17 protein-coding genes and 2 pseudogenes are annotated in these 20237 nt (G+C 63.0%); 12 read left to right on the top strand and 7 right to left on the bottom strand.

The window, feature by feature from the left end; all coding sequences use genetic code 11:
* Nucleotides 1-58: 58 nt before the first annotated feature.
* A pseudogene (locus tag AADZ78_RS28105) lies at nt 59-991 on the bottom strand (IS1634 family transposase); the annotation flags it as partial.
* A gap of 189 nt (nt 992-1180) precedes the next feature.
* Between AADZ78_RS28105 and AADZ78_RS28100 the strand changes: the two are divergent.
* Genes AADZ78_RS28100 through AADZ78_RS28090 form a run of 3 tightly spaced genes read left to right on the top strand, consistent with a single transcriptional unit; the run spans nt 1181 to nt 4118 of the window.
* On the top strand, nt 1181-2173 hold the full coding sequence (locus AADZ78_RS28100; protein WP_085251881.1) for a tyrosine-type recombinase/integrase: 993 nt from the start codon (nt 1181-1183) through the stop codon (nt 2171-2173).
* A complete protein-coding gene (locus AADZ78_RS28095; RefSeq protein ID WP_204080055.1) occupies nt 2170-3123 on the top strand; it encodes a tyrosine-type recombinase/integrase in 954 nt (317 codons plus the stop codon). Before AADZ78_RS28100 ends, AADZ78_RS28095 begins: the two co-directional genes overlap by 4 nt.
* A complete protein-coding gene (locus AADZ78_RS28090; RefSeq protein ID WP_085251883.1) occupies nt 3120-4118 on the top strand; it encodes a tyrosine-type recombinase/integrase in 999 nt (332 codons plus the stop codon). Before AADZ78_RS28095 ends, AADZ78_RS28090 begins: the two co-directional genes overlap by 4 nt.
* A gap of 118 nt (nt 4119-4236) precedes the next feature.
* On the opposite strand, the pseudogene AADZ78_RS28085 reads toward AADZ78_RS28090, so the two are convergent.
* The 6 genes and pseudogenes from AADZ78_RS28085 to AADZ78_RS28060 form a co-directional block, all read right to left on the bottom strand.
* A pseudogene (locus AADZ78_RS28085) lies at nt 4237-4821 on the bottom strand (IS1634 family transposase); the annotation flags it as partial.
* A gap of 291 nt (nt 4822-5112) precedes the next feature.
* Entirely contained in the window at nt 5113-6213 is a 1101-nt protein-coding gene (locus tag AADZ78_RS28080) for a methyltransferase (protein WP_085253332.1), read from the bottom strand.
* Between the two features lie 9 nt (nt 6214-6222).
* Complete coding sequence (locus AADZ78_RS28075) at nt 6223-7560, bottom strand: cytochrome P450 (protein ID WP_085253331.1); 1338 nt, start codon at nt 7558-7560, stop codon at nt 6223-6225.
* The gene (locus tag AADZ78_RS28070; RefSeq protein ID WP_085253330.1) at nt 7557-8780 is read right to left on the bottom strand and encodes a DUF6545 domain-containing protein; all 1224 of its coding nucleotides are present in this window, start codon (nt 8778-8780) and stop codon (nt 7557-7559) included. Before AADZ78_RS28070 ends, AADZ78_RS28075 begins: the two co-directional genes overlap by 4 nt.
* Entirely contained in the window at nt 8777-9274 is a 498-nt protein-coding gene (locus AADZ78_RS28065; RefSeq protein WP_085253329.1) for an ImmA/IrrE family metallo-endopeptidase, read from the bottom strand. Before AADZ78_RS28065 ends, AADZ78_RS28070 begins: the two co-directional genes overlap by 4 nt.
* A complete protein-coding gene (locus AADZ78_RS28060; RefSeq protein ID WP_085253328.1) occupies nt 9275-9736 on the bottom strand; it encodes a helix-turn-helix domain-containing protein in 462 nt (153 codons plus the stop codon).
* A gap of 765 nt (nt 9737-10501) precedes the next feature.
* Between AADZ78_RS28060 and AADZ78_RS28055 the strand changes: the two genes are divergently transcribed.
* The 9 genes from AADZ78_RS28055 (at nt 10502) to AADZ78_RS28015 (ending at nt 20208) form a co-directional block, all read left to right on the top strand.
* A complete protein-coding gene (locus AADZ78_RS28055; protein ID WP_085253327.1) occupies nt 10502-11038 on the top strand; it encodes a hypothetical protein in 537 nt (178 codons plus the stop codon).
* Between the two features lie 25 nt (nt 11039-11063).
* The gene (locus AADZ78_RS28050; RefSeq protein ID WP_204805651.1) at nt 11064-12878 is read left to right on the top strand and encodes a PE domain-containing protein; all 1815 of its coding nucleotides are present in this window, start codon (nt 11064-11066) and stop codon (nt 12876-12878) included.
* Between the two features lie 432 nt (nt 12879-13310).
* Nucleotides 13311-13775 carry a hypothetical protein gene (locus AADZ78_RS28045; protein ID WP_204805636.1) on the top strand — a complete coding sequence of 155 codons (465 nt, stop codon included), beginning with the start codon at nt 13311-13313 and terminating at the stop codon, nt 13773-13775.
* Nucleotides 13776-14044: 269 nt separating this feature from the next.
* A complete protein-coding gene (locus tag AADZ78_RS28040; protein ID WP_169726425.1) occupies nt 14045-14290 on the top strand; it encodes a hypothetical protein in 246 nt (81 codons plus the stop codon).
* Nucleotides 14291-14296: 6 nt separating this feature from the next.
* Nucleotides 14297-14869, top strand: coding sequence for a hypothetical protein (locus tag AADZ78_RS28035; RefSeq protein ID WP_169726424.1), 573 nt, complete (start codon nt 14297-14299; stop codon nt 14867-14869).
* A gap of 684 nt (nt 14870-15553) precedes the next feature.
* A complete protein-coding gene (locus tag AADZ78_RS28030; RefSeq protein ID WP_139829082.1) occupies nt 15554-15937 on the top strand; it encodes an ATP-binding protein in 384 nt (127 codons plus the stop codon).
* A gap of 116 nt (nt 15938-16053) precedes the next feature.
* Nucleotides 16054-17136, top strand: coding sequence for an IS630 family transposase (locus tag AADZ78_RS28025; RefSeq protein ID WP_085251828.1), 1083 nt, complete (start codon nt 16054-16056; stop codon nt 17134-17136).
* A 36-nt stretch (nt 17137-17172) separates the two neighbouring features.
* Entirely contained in the window at nt 17173-17895 is a 723-nt protein-coding gene (locus AADZ78_RS28020; RefSeq protein WP_085253218.1) for a MarR family transcriptional regulator, read from the top strand.
* Between the two features lie 393 nt (nt 17896-18288).
* Nucleotides 18289-20208 (top strand): hypothetical protein, encoded by a 1920-nt coding sequence (locus tag AADZ78_RS28015; RefSeq protein WP_085253217.1) that lies wholly within the window; start codon nt 18289-18291, stop codon nt 20206-20208.
* Nucleotides 20209-20237: the final 29 nt, after the last annotated feature.

Below are 20237 nucleotides of genomic sequence, written 5' to 3'. Positions count from 1 at the left end.
AGCATGTGCGCGTCGAGCATTGCTGTCACAGCGTTCGGCCGGCCCGACTTAGGACAATTTAGTGTGCAAGGCCCGCGTTGATCTTGGCGATGGCGTCGCGGAGGTCGTCGGGTAGAGGGTCGACGGCGGTCAGGAGTTGTCGGCCGGCTTTGATTTGGACCCTGCGGCAGCGGCGTGCGGTTCGCACGAATTTCTTGATGCTCCAGCCGGTTTGGGTCTCGATGTAGTGGCTTACGGCCAGTGCGGCGAACACGATGGTCAGGTGTGCGTCGATCGATTCGCGCTTGTGGTGGTAGACCGGGCGGGCCTGCAGGTCGTGCTTGGACATCCGGAAACTCTTCTCGATGCGCCACAGCTGGTGATAGGCGCCGATGATGAACTCCGGGGTCTGCTCGACCAGGTTGGTGGTGTAGCCCTTCAATCCGGCCAGGCCCCGGGCCTTGGCTTCCAGCTCGCGGTTGACGGTCTTGGTAGCGCCGGTGAGCTTGATGAACCGGTTGCGTTTCAACGGAGCCCGTCCGTCGACGGCTTTCTCGGCTTTGGCGACCTGCTCGGCGATGCCGCGCAGGGTGCGCCGGGCCCGATCGGCGCGGTACTGGTAGTAGACGACGCGGTCGGGGATGCCGCGGGTCTTCTCGCCGCTGGTCGCCGGCCAGGGCTGAACGAAGATCTGCCCGTCGGTGATTTCCTGATCGGGGTGTTTATCGCGCCATTCGCGGACGACGTCGGGCACGAACGGGATCCGGGTGCCCAGGATGAATGACAATCCGGAGGCTTTTAGTGCGATCTGGTTGGCTTCGGAGATCATGCCGGCGTCGGCGACCACGACAATATCGGTCAACTGGTGGGCGGCCTTGAACGCGTTGATGACTGGCAGCATGGTCGCGGTCTCGGCCTTATTGCCCTCGAACGCCTCCACGGCCAGCGGGAAACCCGATGCGTCGGTCAGCAAGCCGATGGTGATCTGGGGTTCCAAGCGGCGTTCCTTGGAGTTATGCCGACATCGGCATAACTCAAATTATCCCGAGGCTGCGATTATGCCGAGTCCCGGGCAGCTGCGGTGGTGTTCGCGCTGTTCGGTAAGGGTTCCAGGGGCGGCTCGCGCGGCATAATCGGCCCGCGAAAAGTTGTGGTGTGTCTTCCTGATGGTGCATTGCGTTGCCCATCAGGAGGAGGAGTCATGGACCCCACACGCAGCTTCGATGCCGGTGATCGTGCCGCGCCGGTAGTTGATTTGCTCATCGAGTACGGGCGCTGGCTGGATCATCAGCGTGGATTGGCGCCGACAACGGTTGTCAATTACAGGAAGGAGGTTGCGCAGTTTCTCAAGGCATTGCCACAGTCCGCCGAGGCCTCGGTGGGTCTTTTGGATGCCGGCATGGTCACTGCGTTCATGGTCGAATTTTGCAGGGAACGGAATACGAATTCGGCCAAGTCGATGGCGCGGTCGGTCCGCTCGTTTCTGCGATTCGCCCACGCCACAGGCCGCATATCGGCGGATCTGTCGGGGGCGGTTCCGGTTCCGGCGGCCTGGCATTTGGCGTCGCTTCCCAAGGCGGTGCCGGCGGCAGATCTTGAGCATCTGTTGGATGTCGCAGCGCGGCACTGCTGGACTGCCACCGATCGGCGCGATTATGCGATCTTGCTGCTGTTGGCCCGACTCGGGCTCCGCAGAGGCGAGATCGCAGCTCTTGGTCTCGACGATATCGACTGGCGGGCAGGAGAACTCACCATCGTCGGCAAAGGTAACCACGTCGAGCGTTTACCTCTGCCGGCTGAACCTGGTGAGGCGATCGCGGCGTGGCTAGTCGATGGCAGGCCGGCATGCACGACGCGGTCGGTGTTCACCACCGTCAAGCCGGCGGGGCGTCCGATATCGCCCGGAGCGATCGCGCATCTGGTGGCTGCGGCGTGCCAAGACGCGGGGCTAGAGCGGATCAACGCGCACCGTTTCCGTCACACGCTGGCAACGGAGATGCTGCGCTCTGGGGCCTCACTGCCGGAGGTGAGTCAGGTGCTGCGCCACCGCAGTGCGCGCTCGACCGCGATTTACGCCAAAGTTGATGACGTCGCACTGCGGCCCTTGGCCCGGCCCTGGCCGACAATCACAGCGAAGACAGACCCCGACGCTGGCCGGGCACTGGCGCGCCCGTGGCCGGGGGCACGGTCATGAACACGCTGCGTGAGAACGTCACTGATTACCTCGCCACCCGCAGGGCGCTGGGATTCAAACTCGAAGGCCTGAGCAAGCTGCTGCTGAGCTTCGTCGCGTTCTGCGAGCAACGGGGAGCCACCCGGGTCAACCACGACCTCGTGATCCAATGGGCCACAACCCAGATGAAGGTTCCGGTTAGTGAAGCGCTAGTAGCTCGCCGGTTGGATGCGGTGCGGATCTTCGCCCGATACCAGCATGCGTTGGACCCCGCCACGCAGATCCCGGCCGAAGAACTCCGCCCTCGGCGCTACCGGCCAAAACAGCCAAATGTGCTCAACCAGAACGACATCTGCGCACTGCTGGCCGCGACAAGCATTCTGGAGCCTGCGTTCAAGGCGTTGACGTGGCGAATATTGATCGGTCTGCTGACCGCCACCGGGCTACGCCCCGGCGAAGCGTGCCGGCTGGCCGTCAGCGACATCAACCTGGCTAGCGGAATGATCCAGATTCTGGAGACGAAGTTCGGCAAGTCCCGGCTGGTGTTTATCCATCCGAGCACCGTCACCGTGATCGCTGATTACCTGCAAGCCCGCCAAGCATGGGTTGGGGCCAGCACGCACGCCAGCTCAACGGTTTTCCTCAACGCCCGGCGTGGACCGCTATGCCCGGACCGGCTCAACGGCACCTTCCGAGAGATCGTCACCGCCGCCGGGTTGACCACCGCGCCGGGTCACCGGCCAGTCCGTCTGCACGATCTGCGCCATACCTTCGCCGTGACCACAATGATCGACTGGTACCGCGAGGGTCAGGACGTTCAAGCGCGGCTGCCACTGCTGTCAACCTGGCTCGGCCATGTCGATCCCGCCTCGACCTACTGGTATCTGCACGCAGTGCCCGAACTGCTCGCCCTTGCCGCCGACCGCCTCGACAACGACGCCGAAGCCCCTGTCACGGAGCCGGCGCCATGACCGCGCCGACGCTGAGCTCGCTGCTGCAAGGGTTCTTCACCGATCGGTTGCGAAGTCACCTGCAGGCCAGTTCGCAAACGGTCGCGGCCTACCGGGACACCTTCAAGCTTCTGCTGATCTTCGCCGCCGGCCAGACAAAGAGATCCCCGGCGCAGCTGACATTCGATGACTTCGACGCCACGATGATCGGCGCCTTCTTGAATTACCTTGAAACCGAACGCCACAACAGCACCGCGACCCGCAACGCACGGCTGGCCGCGATCCACTCGTTCTACCGCTATGCGCTGCCACTGATCCCAGACCGCGCTGACACGGCCAGCCAGATCTTGGCGATCCCGCAACGCCGCCATGACCACGCGACTGTGTCGTATCTGACCAGCACCGAGACCGAGGCCCTACTGGCCACGCCAGACCGCACCACCTGGTACGGACGCCGCGACCACGCCCTGCTGCTCACCGCCGTCACGACCGGTCTTCGCGTCTCGGAGATCACCACGCTGACCATCAGCGACATCGCCACCATGACACCAGGACCAGCCGTTCATACCACCGGAAAGGGCCGAAAGGAACGCAGCACACCGCTGACCAAGCCCACCGCAGCCGTCCTACGGGCCTGGCTGCCAGAGGCCGGCACTGCCGCCAGCAGTCCAGCCTTTCCAACGCAACGTAAGACACCGATGTCGGCAGACGCCGTTCAACGTCTCGTCGCCAAACACGCTGCCGCAGCGGCGATTACCTGCCCATCGATCGCGGCCAAACGCGTCACTCCACACACGCTGCGCCACACCGCGGCGATGGCGCTGCTACACGCCGGCATCGACACTTCGGTGATCGCCCTGTGGCTGGGCCACGAAAGCCCACTCACAACCCACATCTATCTGCACGCCGACATGACCATCAAAGAACGTGCGCTCAACCGCGTCACCGGGCCGAACACCACCCCCGGCCGCTACCGACCAGCCGACGATCTCCTCAACTTTCTCGAACACCTATGACGACCAACATCAGAGAGCCCGATTATGCCGCGCGAGCCGCCCCTGGAACCCTTACCGAACAGCGCGAACACCACCGCAGCTGCCCGGGACTCGGCATAATCGCAGCCTCGGGATAATTGGAGAATCCGGGCTCGCGGAACCCGTCACCGGTGTCGGTTTCGAAGTACAAGGTGGAGACGTCGTAAAGCACCAGCGACGTCGGCCCCAATCCCGCCCTGGTCGCACACGCCTTTGACAGTGCTTGGCGCACAGCCGGTTTAGCGAACTTCGGTAGCCGACGGGTGAGCGTGCGGTAGTCGACGGTGTCGATGCCGGTTTCGGCCAGGACCCGCAACGAGTCAGCCTTGCTAGTCGGTTCGATGATGCGGGCCAGCACCAGATCCCCGAACACCCGGTCGCCGCCGGTGGCCGCGTCGAAGCCGAGGACCCGGTAGGCCGCACTCAACGACTCCCATAACGGTGTCGACATCGTGGACACGATCTCGAGCGGCTCACCGTCGACGCCGGTGGTGCCCAGCCGGAGGTCAAGGGTGGTTTGACCTTCAGCCAGACGCTGGCGTGCCGCGGCCTTGAGTGCTTCGACCTCGCCATCGTCGTGCGCCGAGCCCAGGTGCTCGATATTGCGCGACCCACGCCGCGTGGACCACACGATCTGCACGGCGGTGGCACCCGAGGCGGTCTTCACGGTGCGCACATAGGCCACCACAGCACCGTAGAGCCCCGGGTTTAGTGTGCAAATTTCAACCTGACACCCAGAGAACTCACAGTTCAACGCCCTGCATGCCTAGGCCACCACAGAAAATGTCCTAAGTCGGGTCACAGTTACGAATCGACTTCGTTATTGAAACCCCCCGCTCGGGACTCGATGATTGAAGGCAGCAGTCGGCCACCAATCCACGACAGTGATTCGCAGCTGCCAGTACGTGATGCCCTCGACGCGGGTAGCTAAGCAGTTGCTCGGGAAACAAACCTTCATCGGGTTAAGGTCAGCCCTTCACGGGGCGATGGCCTCGACCAGCATCGTCGGCCCGAAGTGGCGGACACGTCCGGGTCTGAGCCCGGCCTCACGCATCAGAGCGTGCACCTGATGCGGCGAACGTTCCCGACCGCCCTCGCAGGTGGTAAGCATGTGCGCGTCGAGCATTGCTGTCACAGCGTTCGGCCGGCTTGATTCGTGGTGCAGATCGATCGTGACCAGCTTGGAACCGGACGGCATGGTGGCGCGGACCCGCGTGAGGATGTCGCGACAGGCATCGTCGCTCCAGTCGTGGAGGATCCACTTCATCGTGTAGACGTCAGCTCGAGCGTCGAGCTGACCGAACAGGTCCCCGGCGCGGCACTCGATCCGCTCGTCCAACCCTCGGTCCCGCAGAAATCCTTCTGCCTGCTTGATCACCTCGGGAGAATCGAGCAGGATGCCGCGAGCCTCAGGCCGGTGTTCGAGGATGGCCGCGAGCACGTGCCCGACCCCTCCAGCGATATCGCAGATGACTCCATGGCGTGGCCATGGATAAGCCCGCACAATACCGGCCAGGTCGAACTCGGTGAGCTGGCGCATTGCATTTGCGAATGTGGCGCCCATATCTGGGCGATCGCCGAAGTAATCCCACAACGACTTGCCGAATGACCGCTGGTATCCCGAGGGTTGGGCGCCGTCGCGTAGCTGCGCGTCGAGGTGCGCATATACCGCTGCGGTGTCGGGGTCCGCGCAGTAGGCAATCCAGGAGGCGACCGAATTAGGATGTTGGCAGCTTAGCGGTGCGCCGACCTTCGTCATGCGCACACGTCCCTTACGGTCCCGTTTTATCAACCGCAAGGTGATCGCGGTGTTGACGATTCTGATCGTCACGTCGGGGTCTAATCCCAGCTCGTGTGCCAATTCGACGGGAAAGCGTTCATCTTTGCCGAGAGCATCGGCCAACCCCGAGGAGACGAGCGCGCCCGCGATCTTCGTCCTCTGCAGCCCCAACGCGACGTCCAAAAAAAGCGCGATCTCTCCCGGCACCATGGCATCGGCGAGATCCAACACACGGCGTCGAGCACCGATCATGCCGCGGGCGATCGACAGCGGAAGTGGTACGGCAAGGAAGCGCATCGGCAATGCCTATCGTCGGTCGCCAAGATGGCGGCGTGGGTGCAGGCGAAGCTGGAAGTCGGCCGGTTTGAGGGTCAGGGTTTCAGCAATCTCGAGTTTATATCCCGGCTTGGACTCCAGGTTGTATTGGTGCAGGATCGTGGCCAGTGTCAACATAATCTCGTGCAACGCGAATTGACGACCAATGCAGGACTGGGACCGCCAGGCCGCGGAGCGATGAGCGGTTGGCAGGACGACTACGACCCAGTCGCCTTGCCGAAAGCGGTATTTGCCGTTGCCAAGGGTGGTGTCACGCCGGGCTTGCCGGTAGTAGCCCGGGGCTACGGGCCACAGGCGCAGCGTTTCGTCGACGACACGGCGCAGGTACCGCAGCTTGGCGATATCGTCGAATTCGATGGAGGGAATGTCTGAGCCGGGCCAGCGTTGGTCGATCTCAGCTTGGGCCTCGGCTGCCACGTCGGGGTTAGCGGACAGATAGTGCAAAGCGAACGAGATTGTGTTGGCCGAGGTTTCACTACCGGCGGCCATCAGCGTGAGGATCTGGCCGACAATGTTGTCGGAGTCGAGCCGCTCGCCGGTATCGGGACCGGCGCTATGGAGCATGATGTCGAGCATGTTCCGGGGCTGGCCTGCTTCCGGGTTGCGCCGGCGGGCCTCGACAATGTCGCAGACCAGTCGGCGGATGAATTTCCTGTCAGCTAGATGTTGTCTATAACTCTTTTTCCCGAAGAGTTGGTTGTAGAACGGTATGGGATCGACACGCATAACGCGCCGGACGTAGCCCAATTCGCTTGTGATCGCCGCACTGAACCCATTCCCTCTGGGCTCACTGAGCTTGCCAAACGAGTGCCCCAACCCGGCTCGCGCGGTGATTTCCACGGTGAGCCGGTTGGCTTGGGCCGGGGTGTCGATCCAGGATTGTTTGACGCTATGGGTGTTCCATGCCTCGATGAGTTCTTGCACGGTGTCAGCCATGGCATCGTGGTAATTCTTCATCGCTGCTTTGGTAAACGCCGGCAGCAAGATGTTGTGGGCCTTTTGCCAGTTGGGCGCATCGTTGCAGGCGGTGAACAGGCCGTCGCCGAGCGTCAGCCGCAACTTGTCCACGAGTGGCCCGACATGCTTTTGCCATCGGGTTTCGTCACTCACCTCCTCAATCAGAGCGGCGCCGGACAGCGCGATCGCCGACAGAGCAAAGATGCGTTGCTGCAAGGTTCCGTCGCCGGACTTGCGCAACTTGTCGGTCGTACCGAGTACGGGGCTGGCGAAGTCGATCGTGAAGAGATCACCGAGGACAGGCAGCCGGAAGCGAGGGTGCGGGATCGGCGTGGCGGTCGGCCGGCTCATATAGTCGAGTTCGCTTGCGTGTGGATCGCAGATTCCAAGATGCTCTCGGCGGCGGCGTAGGCGGCTGGCCACCATTTCGCCAGCGCTGCGAGTTCGGCTGCTTCCTGCGTAAGGGTTGCCGCGCGCGACGCGACGATCAGTGCCGAGTCGGCGGCGAGGGCGGTTGGCGTGGCGCCGGCAGCTTTGGCTCTGGCGGCGTGAGCCAGCCGAAGGGTTGCGGTGGCCGCGGCGTGCTCGCACGCTGGTATCGCGTGGGGCTCGTCGAGGAAGCGGCTCAGATCATGCTGGGGAATTTCACGGGAGTAGGGGCGCAGTCGCAAGATGGCGTCACGGATCTCGACGACGGTGTGGTGGAGCTGGAGCTCCGACTTTCGGCGCCCCGGCTCGTCATCGTCAAAGCCGAAGACGCCTTCTGGAACAACGGTTCTCATGGCCTGTCGGAGCGGTTGTAGTTTGCACCAGCTGCGGCTGATGGGATCCAATCCCAGTGCGCCGAGGAGCTTCCTCACGAGAGGGATAGCAGCGACCCCGAACGGGGCCGCTATTGCGAAGAACAGGCCGTTGGCGTGAGACTGCCGCCGATATTCACCTGTGTCAGTCCAGCCAAGAAGGTCGCAAATCAGGAGGGCCGCCTCGTGGAGCACAACCCCGCTGCCCACTAAACCCATCGATAAGAGGCTCAGCGCGATCCAGCGTTCCCGCCGCGTGCGCACATTGCGCAGCTCACGCAAGGAATTCGATATGGTTCGCGTCGCTAGGACCATCAACATGGTCGTCATGCAACTCAACACCACCACGGATTCCCAGCCCCGCATTAACTCAAAGGGCTGTTCGTCGAGTCGAGCATGACTACCAAAGACCAGTATTCCGGCAATAAGGAGCACGCCCGCTAGGCGGTAGTACCGGTGCTGTCGGCGGGTTTCTGCTTCCGACATACCCGACCACAACAGGATGAACCCGACGAATTCAGTGAAGCTGTAGCCCAACACAGCGCTACTCAATTGCCACGTGCCGGGCAAAGTGGTGAGGGCCGTTCTCGCGAGCATGTTCTGCACTAGATATTCACGGAGGATCTGCGCCGCCAGCAAGAATGCCAACGTATTGTTGAAGTATTTCTCAGAGAGATTGTTGTTGAACCATCGGTAGCGTCCGACCAGCACCAGCGTCATGAATACGATCAATGGCCAGGCGATGATGCCTGGTACGGCGGAGGCGCTCACCGGCGGAAGAACACGCGACGCAACATCGATCGGCGTTCAGCGGCCTCTGCAGCGGCCATCACCAGCGCGGAAGCGAACATCTCGGCCTCGCGTTCCTGCTCGCTGCCATAGTCGCTACGACCCAACATCGCTTGTACGAAGCTAGGATCAAGGTCGCCCAGGTATGTGCTACACAGTTGGGCATAGCGTGTCGTGCTGGCGCTTCCCCGCGAACCCTTGTCGTGCTCGAGGACCATATGGCCAATTTCGTGGCACACTATTTGATCGATGTGATAATCGGACGTCCCGGCCTCGTGAAGGATGACGTCTTCGTCGTCATAAATCACCCATAGCCCACACGGGCCATCAGTAAATGCCGCCGTATCCGCGGCAACCAGGCGGATTGGCCGGCCTCTTTGACGAGCCACATTATCAATGAAGACATTCCTATCCCACGGGACGGGAATGGGCAGCTCGCGCGCGAGCGCGAGCATGTCAGCGTTCGATTTACCCATCTAAACCTCGCCGGAAATCTGAGCGATCGGCGGCAAGTGCTCCATTTTACGGGCCGCATCGATCATGGCGGCCACGCCCCGAAGCGCCTCCGGTGTCAGCCCAGATGCGCGCGCTGCCAAATCCCGCACACCGCTATCGCGAAGATTGACAAGCAATCCAAGCTGCGCTTCGATTTTATGGTCACTCTCGTTGTCAACCAAATACGCGGTCGGCACACCGAAAAATTTCGCAAGAGCGCGCACGTGCTGCACCGTAGGGTTAGTCCGGGAACCATTCCTGAGCTGCCACAAGTACGTCGCGGAAATCGCGACACCAGTCTTGTCCTTGATTTTCTCCACAGCGGCTTGATTCGACATTGGTGGTTCATTCGGCCTGCGAACGATGTCAAACAACCTTCTGAGTTTCACAGCCAGATCAGAACTGGCCTGAGCATCACCGTTGCCCGGTGCACCGCCTGACACTTAATCGACTCCCTTTTTCAAGTATGCCGCCGCCGTGGCCTGAAGTTCCTCCCCCTTGCTGCTCGGAAGAGCACCGCCGGCGTGCGCTAGCTATCCCGAGAAGGGAGGGATCACACTGGTCAGCGGATCGAACCCCTCGGTCGCAATCTACATCAGCAACGCCCAAAAGCGTAGCTGCGGGCTCTCGGTGGCGAGCGCAGACACGGTTGCGAATCGGCCGAGGGTCGGTCGCACGCGCCCGTTCCTGATGCGCTTGAGGTCGCGACATGGGAAGCATCTGCGCTTGCAAGCATCACCTGCCAGCGCGTCGTGATCGCGACGAATCGATTGCACACCAACACTATTCGCCTAGCCTGTGGTGCTCGAAACATGCGCGCGGCTTCGGAAGCCCGCTGTGCGTTGTTGCACCCATCTCGTTGAGCGCCGGCCGAGGCCACCGACTCCCGTCCCCGCAGGGCATGTCCACACCGCTGATTGCGACTCCGCGCGGGGTCCTCTGAAATAAATGTTTACATACGTGTATATTAGCTGATATAAATCCCGAGTGTCCGCGGAGCACCCTGGCGGTCACGTACTGACTGATGAAGCACAGCGCGACGCGGGAGGCAGACGAGATGCAGAACACCAGCGAAGTCGATCCCCAGACATGGCGACTTGCCAGGGCCATCTACAAGACCGGCCCACGTGTTTCGCGGCTGCGGATAGTCGTCCCCGCACGGTCATGAGTCCCCACTTCACCCAGCTACGCAACCGAAGGATAGGGCTATGAGCCTTGCTGTATTCGAAGACGGCGCCCGGGCCCACTTCTCCAACCCGCCCACCACCTGGTACATAGTTCCGGCCGAAGACGTCGGGTTTCACCTCGTCGACAACCACGGTGCCGTCGTCGACCGCTGCGCCACCAAAGCACAGGCCGAACGACTGCGCCACAGCTGCCCTGCGGCTACACGCTGGCATTCCCGCACCGACTGGTACCTGGGCTACGACCCCCAAAACAGGGGCCTCACCGCAACACAACAGCTCATCATTGCCGACATCGTCGAGCGCATCGCGGCCGCCGCCGCCGTGTTCAACGACCATTCCGCCGCCATCCGACCGGCGCAGTTCCGTGACCAAGGGGCCGACGACGATCGCATCTGGGCGACAGCCGCGCTCCCAGACGGCCGCTACCAGGTGCGCGGCGACTACCTCCACACCTACGACCCAGACGACCTCGAATTCTTGGACGACAGGTCCGCCAACGACCTCACCGCGTTGCTCTACGACCTGCTGGGCGTAGACGCCGTACCAAGTTCGGGTTGATCACGAAACCAGGAGACATACCCCCATGCCATTTGTGAATATCGTGCCAGAAGCGATGACCAGTGCGGCGGCCGATCTCGCTTCGGTCGGCACCGCGATCGGTGAGGCTAACGCTGCCGCGACTCCCATCACGAACGTGGTAGCTGCAGGCGCCGATGAGGTGTCTGAGGCGATCACGGCGCTGTTCAACGCACACGGCCTGGCCTACCAGCAGGTCAGCGCCCGAACAGCCGCCTACCACCAACAGTTCGTTGAGACGTTGACCGGCTCCGGAAACGCCTATGCCTCAGCCGAGGCCGCCAACGTTAACCCGCTGGCAGAGGTGCAGAAAGGCGTACTGCAGGTCATCAATGCACCTACCGAGGCGTTGTTAGGTCGTCCGCTGATCGGGTCTGGGGCTGATGGCACCGCGGCCAACCCCGACGGGCGGGCAGGTGGTCTGCTGATCGGCAACGGCGGCAACGGCTTCAACGGCATGCGCGGGAACGGCGGTTCGGCCGGCCTGCTTGGCAACGGCGCCAACGGCGGCACTGGCGCTCCGGGCTGGGCCAACGGCGGCAATGGCGGCCGAGGCGGCAACGGCGGCTCCGGTGGTCTGCTGTTTGGCAACGGTGGCGATGGCGGCACCGGCGGGGCTGGGGTGAGCGGTGCTACCGGCGCCGACGCGACGGGAGTCTGGATACCCAACCCAATCACCGGAATTCCGATACTGGGACCGATAGTCGGACCGATACTGGGCCCGGGCGGCAGCCTGGCCCTCAACACCAATGCCACGGGTGGCGGCAGCGGCTTGTCTGGTGGCGACGGCGGCACCGGCGGCAGCGCCGGGCTGTTCTTTGGTCACGGTGGCGATGGCGGTGCCGGCGGTGCCGGTGGCAACGGCGGCCACGGCGGCTCGGCCGCCACTTTCTCGCTTGCCGGTGGAGTCGGTGGGACCGGCGGTACAGGCGGGTCGGGCGGCGCCGGCGGCGCCGGTGGTCATGGCGCTGGGCTGTACGGCGATGGCGGCACGGGCGGTGACGGCGGTACGGCGGGCACCGGAGGTAACGGCGGGGCCGGCGCTCAGATCGGGCTGCAAGGTCAGGGCGGTGGCCCCGGCTACAACGGGTCTCCGGGACTGGGCGGGCCCGGCGGCGGCCACGGCGCGATAGGGGGCTACGCCGGCGCGACCGGGGCAATCGGTCACGGCGGCGGTGTACCCCACGCCGGTGCCAACGGATACTTCACACCAGCGGGCGTGAACCAAAACATCAGGTTCTTCACCGACCCGATCACATTGCCCGTCAGTCAGGGCTTCGGGGATGCGTTGGCAAACGTCGCCGGCATGCAGCAGAGCTTCGACATCTTCCGAAATGACCTCGGCGCCAACATTTACCGGTCGATCTTCAACCCATTCGGCCTGTTTGTTGACAGCACCGTCGATACGGCGGCCTACGTCGTGAGCGACGTCCCAGTCGACTTCGTGAACTCGATACTGCACAACTCCTCGATCACCAATATTGGGTACGGCAACACCGGCAGCTTCAACGTCGGAGTCGGCAACACCGGCAACTACAACATCGGCCTGGGCAACTACGGCACCGCCAACTTCGGTGTCGGCAACTCCGGCAACTCCACCTTCGGATTCGGCAACACCGGCGAAAACCTCGTCGGGTGGGCCAATAAGGGCTCCTACCTCCTGGGCTTCGGGGTGGAAGGCAACGGCGGCTTCGGCTTCGGTCCGATCTTCTACACCAGCGAGGGTGTGGTCAACCCGGCCGCGCCGATCTTTGATGCCCTCATGGACGCGGGACAGAGCATGCTCGCCGCCGTGCCGGTCGTCGAGCCGCTGGGCAGCTAAGCAACGAGGAGAAACGGAACCAGTGGGCGTGGCATACCTGAGCGAGGACCCAGTCAACCTATTGGCAGTCGCCAACGCGTATTTGGAGCAGTTCGCCCGCGCAGCGATGACCAATTTGCAGGAGGCGCTTGACATTTAGCGCTTCGCCGAATCATCTGGCCCGGTCGGTTCACGCGGCGGGGTGATCCGCGCCCACCTCAGTATTGCCCCGCTACCGCCCAGCGCCCTGCGCCGCGATCTGGTGAGCGCCGATGCGATGTAGCGCGCGCTGGCCAAAACCCCGACGAGCGGTTCGAGCACCGCCGCGCTGACTTCGCCGTGGCTCTGGCCGCACAGCTACAACACACCCATGCCCCGGGTGTTGTGCCAAACCTGGGTGCCCCGGGCCGCCAACCTGAATAGGGCCCCAAACCCCCCCAGATTGGAGACGATGTGCTCGGCACCACCACCGCTACCGCACCGGGCGTCCCATACGGCGCTCCGGCCTTTGCGGTCACTGCTCACGGCACCCCCGTGCCGTTCAGCATCGACGAGGACGCTTTCGCGGCCTGGGTTGCTGACGAAAGCGATGAGCTGCCACACCAGCTGCCCGACCCAACCGATGCCTCCCCAGGATCGACCTTGTCAGAATTGGTCTATCGGGCACTCAGTGCTGGTGTACTCGTCGGCGACCCAGGTCTCGAACTGAATATTCACGGCCACGCTGACGAGGCCGGGTATTTTGTACGAGTCAACAACCTTGCCGGTCAACAGCTTTCGGTGGGCCTGACCAGAGGACGGCACGAACTGCACTGGCCGCCAAAAGATCTCGCTCCAAGCGAAGGTGCTCACCACTACCTCTTGGAGGTGTGCTGCAACGCCAACACACTACTCAACGACCTGCTGGCTTCACTTTAACTTTCCGTGATCACACTTTGCGAGCACATTCTCGTGAACGAGGTTGAGCACTTCGCGAAGGTTCCGGCCGAGCCGGTCGAGGGTGTAGGAACATTGCCTTATAGGTCTCCCCGGCCCGGGCTCGGTGATTTCTTCTCCGCGCGTGATCCCTGTCCGCGCGCTGCTCGTTTCCCTGGTGGGGGAGGGGGACTGGTTGGAGCCGCTTGGGGGAGTTGGGCGCGGTACGCCTCGGCGGCTTCACGGGCGAGCGTCAAGGCCTCAGTCAGGGTATGCACACGTTCGTCGGCGCTACGTTGAGCGTGTGCGAGCTGCTCAGCGTGGTCGATGCGAAGCCTTTCGCGCTCCGCCCGCGCGTCGTCGCGTTGCCGCTCGAGTTCTTGGCTGAGGGACGCCAAGGCTTCTTTTTCGGTTTCTACCGCGTGTTGCGCGGCCGTAGCTTCAGCGCGCGCGGCGGCGAGATCGGCACGGAAGACCGCTGTTTCGGTCGCCGCCTGCTGCGCGGACTGGCGCGCTGAATCGACTTGGGCTTGCAGCCGCTGGCGTTCTTCCTCGGCCTGCCGGCGGGTTTGATCGAGTTCACGGCGCAGCTGGGCAGCGGTCTGGCGGTCACGCTCGGCCGCCTCGTCGGCAGCGCGCTGCGCGGCCCGGGCGGAAGCGGCCTCGAGTTGGGCCGCATTGGCGTCCTGGTGTGCTTGGTCAACTTCGGAGTCGCGTTGCGAGAGTTCATTTCGGTGTTCGGCCTCAGCCTCTGCCAACTGCTGTTGCGCCCTCGCTACCGCGGCGTCGGCCTCGGCGCGACTGTGGGCGATCCCGGCTTGCATCTCTTCGCGCACGCGCGCCGCTTCGGCGATCGCATCTTCGACGAGCGCATCGGCTTCTTCACGTTCACGTTCGGCGGTCTGTGCGCGCTCATCGGCCAGGCGCGCGGCCCGCTCAGCGGCTGCGCTACGTCGCTCGGCCTCGGTCACCTTGGTGAGCGCGTCGCGGTGTGCATCCTCAACCTCCGCACCCGCAGCCTCGACGTCGCCAGCCGCCCGGAGCTGGACCACCAAGTCGTCGAGGTACCCCCGCAGGTCTGCCACTTTCCCTGGTAATTCGGTTAAGCGCTGCTCTAGCGACGCACGCGCCAGGGACACCGGAGCTGCGAGCCCGGCGTCCTCCTGCGTCGCCACGCCGGCACCCTGTGCGCGCCGGGCTCGCCAGGCGTTGGCACGGTTATGCACCGGCCCGCCAGCGATATCGGTTTGTTCGCAGTATCGGGAGGGGCGACCCGTGGCGGGGTCGGGACGGCTGGGACGGGTGCAGCCCGGGTAGTTGCAGCGATCCCGCGGTTGGCCGCTCTCCGGGACAGTTTCGCTCATTCACCAATCCTATGACTTTCGTCGTGACAAATCAATACGAAACGAAACGTAACTAGTACAAAACGAAAGATACGAAAGAGACGAAAGTGCGATGAGCCCCCGGTGTGGCCGTGTGGGGGAGGCGCGTGGCGGGGAGGGGGGCTGGTCGAAGGCCGACTGGCCCCAACTGAGCCGCTGCCAGGCGCGGGGGTGATGTGCATAGGGGAGTGGCGCCGCGGACAGTTCACAACAAGTCGCCGGAAGCCCCCCCGGGCCGGCAACAACTAGGGGAGGACGATGCCCCGCGCATGAAGAATCTCGTCCGCCGGTTTGATGCCGCGGGCGGTAGTTCTTCGTATCCGATGAACTACCGCAGGTCTATAAGCTATTCTCAACGCGTATAACAGAGCCTGTTATACGGTCAGATAGAATCTGATTATGGATCCAGTGCGTAACCCTTACCGGCCCGGTGCTGGGCGACGGCCGCCGGCGCTGGCTGGTCGTGATGCTGTCCTGACCGCATTCGACGTGGTGATGCGGCGTTCTGAAGACCTGGGGGAAGGCGATCGCGGGTGGATTCTGAACGGATTACGCGGGGTCGGCAAAACCGTGTTGCTCAACGAGCTGCTGAGACGGGCAGGCGAGCGGGATTGGATTACCGCGAAGGTTGAGGCTGGCGTCGGCGGATCGCTACCGGCAGCGCTGTCGCACGCGCTGGTGCGGGGATGCGTACGGCGACAGGGCGGCATCCAGAATCACGCATACGCCGCATGCTCGGGGTCTTCAAGGCATTCAGCATCAAGGCCGACGCAACCGGGATGATGTCACTGGGTGTGGAAGTCGACCCGATCCGTGGCGTAGCGGATTCGGGGCGCTTCGCCGAGGATCTAGTGGTGTGTCCCGCAAATAATTGACAGTTGTCGGCTATGATTTCGGGTATGAGCAAACCCGTGCCCGCTTTGGTGGTGACTGATGGACAGCGCAAGATGTTGGAATCGTTGGCTCGGTCGCAGTCGGGGGCGCATCGAGAAGTGGTGCGGGCCAAGGCTTTGTTGATGGCTGCCGACGGTGTGGCCAACGCGGCGATTGCTGCCAGGGTGTCGGTGTCGCCGGCCACGGTGGCGAACTGGCGTACTCGGTTCAGCGAGGATGGTCTGGTCAAGTTTGGGCAAGTCCGGCAGGGTCGTGGTCGTAAGCCCTCCATCCCGGATGCCACGATCGAAAAGATCGTGGCGCTCACCAAGGGATCCCACCCACCAGGCCAGACGCATTGGAGCACACGAACGATGGCCCGCGCGGCTGGGGTGTCGAAGAGCACCGTGGCGCTGGTGTGGAAAGAGTTGGGTCTCAAGCCGCACCGCATCGATACGTTCAAGGTATCCAATGACCCCAAGTTCGACGAGAAGCTCGTCGATGTCGTGGGTTTATATCTGAACCCGCCGGACAACGCGATCGTGCTGTGCGCCGATGAGAAGTCCTCAGTGCAGGCCCTCGACCGCACCCAGGCATCGCTACCGATGACCAAGGGCCGTGGGCAGACGATGACTCATGACTACAAGCGCAACGGCACCACCACCTTGTTCGCCGCGCTTAACGTGTTGACCGGCATGGTGATCGGCCAATGCCTACCGCGACACCGCCACCAAGAGTTCCTCAAATTCCTGCGCACGATTGATCGAGAGGTTCCCAAGGGCCTACAGATCCACATGATCCTGGACAACTACGCCACCCACAAGCACGCAAACGTCAAACAGTGGCTGGACAACCATCCCCGCTTCCACCTGCATTTCACGCCGACCTCGTCGTCGTGGCTCAACCAGGTCGAACGCTGGTTTCGCGAGATCACCGACAAAGCGCTGCGACGCGGCGTCTTTGGTTCAGTGCCTGACCTCATCGCCGCGATCCAGGACTACATCGACACCCACAACCAAGATCCCAAGCCCTACGTATGGACCGCCACCGCCGAATCGATCCTGGCCAAAGTCGCTCGAGCCCGGACCACCCTAAACACCATCAACTAATTCCGGGACACACCACTAGCGGCGCTGTTCGAGGTGATGGGGGAGACGGCGCGCGAGCTAGGCATCGGCGTGCTGATCCTGGTCGACGAACTGCAGGAGGCCAACGCAGCCGAGCTGGCGGCGATCAACACGGCGGTGCACCAGCTCGGCCAGGCAGAGGTGCCATTGCCCTTGATGCTCGTCGGTGCCGGTCTGCCGTCGTTGCCGGCTCTGCTTGCCGATGCCACCAGCTATGCCGAGCGGCTCTATGACTACCGTGCGGTCGGACTGCTCGATCGATCCGGCGCGGCGGATGCCTTGACGATTCCCACACGTGAGCTTGGAGTGGACTGGCACGAGCAGGCGTTGACGATGGCTATCAACATGGCCAGCGGATATCCATACTTTCTGCAAGCGATTGGAAAACATGTGTGGGACAACGCGATTAGTTCCCCGATCAGTGCTGACGACGTGCAGGTGGGACTGCACGAAGCTCGTCGGGAGGTCGACGACGGCCTCTACCGCTCCAGGTGGGAGCGCGCCACCCCCGCACAGCGCGACCTGCTGCGCGCGCTGGCCGACCTAGCCGGCGACGGGCCGGCGACGGTGTCCGCCTTGGCTTCTCGGATGCATAAATCGCGCGCGAGCGACCTGTCAGTTGCCCGCAACGAGCTTATTAAGAAGGGCTTGGTCTACCCTCCCGAACGCGGCATGTTGGCGTTCACCGTGCCCGGTATGCATGAGTTCGTCCTTCGACAAGATGCGCAAGACGTCGAATAAGGTCCGCAACTGGGCGCTCCCAGTATTCCGACCACATATGGCATGCGGTCACCCCCGGAGCGCTGGGCGAAGGCACGCAGCACGCCGTCGGCGCCGAGAATGAACTCGTCGTACGGTGGCCCGGTGAAGCGCCCCGCGTACCAGTCCCCAGAGCGCGGGGCCACCAAACGCCGACGAGATCCCCGCTGGGGTGTGCCCATCATCCCAACACCCCGAATAAACGTTCGAACGATGTCACTCCTCTCACCTAGCCTGGACCCATACACACCCGCGATGACATCGACTGCCGAGCTGCGGCTGCTGGCCGCGGTTCGGCAGTCGATACGCGAACGGGTGGCGAACTGTCGAGCCATCAGGTCGACGAGGTGCTAGGCGAGAGGGGTATGGCCTGCGATGGGTAAAGGAGCGCGAATCCGACGAGAGCGCGCCGCGAAGTACGAGCAGGAAGGCCCCCGCAGCCCGGGGCGCAGAGCCGGTGCGAATGGCGGTTCGATGCCGCCGACCGCGGCAAGCGTCGGTGGTGAGGGTGACATGATTTCCCAGCTGATGCAGTTCCTCGGCCAACAGCCGCAGCTGATGGTCTGCGGGCAGCTCGGGCTGAAGCCACTGACCGATGACAAACGGCGCGACCTGCTCGACAGCGTCAAGCTTTACGACGCACTCGAAACCGTCGCTTGCGTACAGGGGCAGTGGGACGTGGCATACACCACCACCCATCGCGTAGACCTCGTTGAGGGCGATTTCCTCGCCGGCGGCGGCACCGGGGGTGTGTGCGAGAAGGCCCGCAACCGCATCGTCGCCTACGGAGACCACCTCATCTCGCCGCGTGCGACCGCTCAGCTGCAGCGCGAGATCATCGAATACGCGTCCACCGATGAGGCCGCGCCGTCGATCGACCTTGACACGTTGGTGCACATGCTGCTCTCGATCACGTCCGAACAGAACTCGGCACCGGAGTTCACGGGCGACGTGCCCACCGCCGACGAAGTGCGAAGCTGGCAACGCAAGCTGCCGAACATGGGCCTTGAGGAAACGCACGAATACGCCAAGCCGCACATCCAGAACGAGATCGCGTCGTCACTGTTCAATCACCCGCTGAAGTACGAGATCGTGCTGTCGAACACCGACGACTTGTGGTTCACCACCTGGCATCCCCGATCGGAGACCACCGGCCTGGGTGCGACGCCCGCCGAGGCCTTCAAGATCGCCACCGGAGTCGACCTGCTCGACGTCATGCGCCTCGGTACCCGAATCGTCAAGCGCAGCACCGACTCCCACCAGGTCCGGTTTACCCGCGATGAACTGCTCGCCGACGGCGCCACCCAGGGCGCGATCGACCTGCTGTTCGCCAACATGGCGAGACTGCTGGACGATTACAAGGTCGAGTTGCAGGGCGATCGAGACAAGGGAGCGATCGGCAATCAGCGGTACACGCTCACGCGGTTCCCGTTCCTGGCCGTCGACGACAACACGTTCGTCATGCTGCGTCATCAATGGGCGCTCGATCGGCTGTGCGGCGGGCAGCTCTACTTCGAGGCGTGGGCCAGCTTCAGCTCTGGGCGGCTCAGGAATCGGTTCAAGATCGCGATGTGTGACGCGTTCGAGGTCTTCGCCGGCGGGATTGTGCACCACATCTTCGACAAGAGCCCGCATCTGTGTGCAATTGCCGATGAAGACGAAATGCAGGCGGCCTGGACGGAGAAGAAGGGCGAGAAGCCGTCGGTGTGCGACTGGATGATCTTCGGCAACGGCCACTGCATCGTGATCGACGCAACCGATCGTGCGGTGAAAGAGGATGCGGCACAGGGGTTGGCGAGCTGGGATGAGTACAGCGCCGACGTCGAGAAAATCTTCACCGACCCCAACGACGGGAAGTTCGGGCAGCTGCTCTCGACGATCGACCTCGTCAAGAAGCACGGCGGCTGGGGCAGCGAAAGGGTCGACACGAAGACGATGTTCGCCCCACTCGTCGTCGTGCCCGACGCCGGCGTGGTCAATGGACTGCTGACCCAGTTCGACATCAATGTCCGTGGTTACAAGGTGTTTAAGCATCTCCAGCCGCAGGTGTATGCCCCCGGCATCGTCCCGATATCAGACATCCAGCTGCTTGAAGGGTTCGCCGACGTCGGGCAGAAGTACGGCAACAATCCCGACATGATGGACATGATCGCCAAATGGCGTACTGGGGCATCCAAATACGGCCTGGCGTCTCTGCAGTTGTTCCTCCTTAGCCAAGGGGCACCCATCCTGCCGATCAGCGACCACATTTTTACCAACAGCGGCAAGGTGATGGAGCTTCTCGACGGCAGCTAATCCAGTCGCAAGATGTTGGTCGGACGCCG

Source organism: Mycobacterium riyadhense, assembly GCF_963853645.1.
In the GTDB taxonomy this organism is placed as follows: domain Bacteria; phylum Actinomycetota; class Actinomycetes; order Mycobacteriales; family Mycobacteriaceae; genus Mycobacterium; species Mycobacterium riyadhense.
The sequence above is the reverse complement of the archived record's forward strand: the minus strand, read 5'-3'. Positions and strand labels throughout refer to the sequence as shown.